Source organism: Cereibacter changlensis JA139 (genome assembly GCF_003034985.1).
GTDB classification, from domain to species: domain Bacteria; phylum Pseudomonadota; class Alphaproteobacteria; order Rhodobacterales; family Rhodobacteraceae; genus Cereibacter; species Cereibacter changlensis.
The window spans coordinates 1-873 of the sequence record NZ_PZKG01000384.1 but is presented as its reverse complement, the minus strand read 5'-3'; the positions used below and the strand labels follow the sequence as shown (position 1 = coordinate 873).

The following is an 873-nucleotide window of genomic DNA, read 5'->3' as shown; positions in this document are numbered from 1 at the left end:
GGGCCGAACGTGTCGAGACTGCGCCCGCATGCGGGCTTGCCCTTCGGGCGACTTCGTCGGCTCGACCCGTTCGGCCCGGCTGGCCTGATCGGCGGGCCAACGGAAATCCCGGCCTCGGCCGGGATTGAGCCATGGTCGATGGCAGGGGCTGCGGCCGGCTGCGCCCGCCGTAGCCTCTGTGGCGCGGTAAAAGGTAGCGCCCTACCAGGTTGCGCTCCTCACGCCCAGGTTGTTATTTTGACGCTCCGCCAAGATTCCAAGGTCTCATTATGCTGAAATTCGTTTGGGGAGCGGGCCTCGTCACCTGTCTTCTGTTCGCAGCTCTCTTCGCTTTCTTCACCTTCATCGGCCTTGTCGATGTGGCTCGCTACTGTCCCGGCCCCCAGTGTCGTGAGCCTTTCGCCATTGCGCTTATCTCTGGGGGCGTCACGGCAGCTGGTCTCGGCATCGCGTGGCTGATCTATCGCTATTTTCGGCCCGAATGACCCTCGCCTGTCCAGTAAGATCAAAGTCCTAAAGCCTGCATATGGCATGACCTTCAGCCCGTGGTAGTATCAAATGATACAAGCTCGGGAGGCGCTTATACCCCACGACGTCAATCAAATGCTGGTCAACGCAATGCGTTGTCTGACCGCTGCGGATGTTCTTGTCGACTCCGCCGAATTTCGGGCTGACCATCTGCCCTTCCTGCTTCCTGTCACCCTGACCATCGGCAATGGGCTGGAGCTGCTGTTCAAGTACAACCTGGTCCGACAGGGCCAATCCCTCGCCCTGCTTCGCGACAGGTACGGCCGCGATATTTTCCGCCTGTGGAAGCAGCCCGAAAACACCGCGATCCGGCTGATGGCCCTTGGGAACTTCGCCCATGCCGTC

2 protein-coding genes are annotated in these 873 nt (G+C 60.7%); both read left to right on the top strand.

Annotation, left to right across the window (positions count from 1 at the left end; genetic code table 11):
• Window positions 1–269 precede the first annotated feature (269 nt).
• A complete protein-coding gene (locus C5F48_RS24230; protein WP_107666177.1) occupies window positions 270–485 on the top strand; it encodes a hypothetical protein in 216 nt (71 codons plus the stop codon).
• 118 nt (window positions 486–603) lie between these two features.
• Window positions 604–873, top strand: a 270-nt coding sequence (locus tag C5F48_RS24225) for a hypothetical protein (RefSeq protein ID WP_146170773.1), incomplete at its 3' end; no start/stop codon positions are given.

Bases quoted from the DNA above. Each gene is read 5' to 3' on its own strand.
- C5F48_RS24230 (WP_107666177.1), top strand. From the start codon at position 270: ATGCTGAAATTCGTTTGGGGAGCGGGCCTCGTCACCTGTCTTCTGTTC.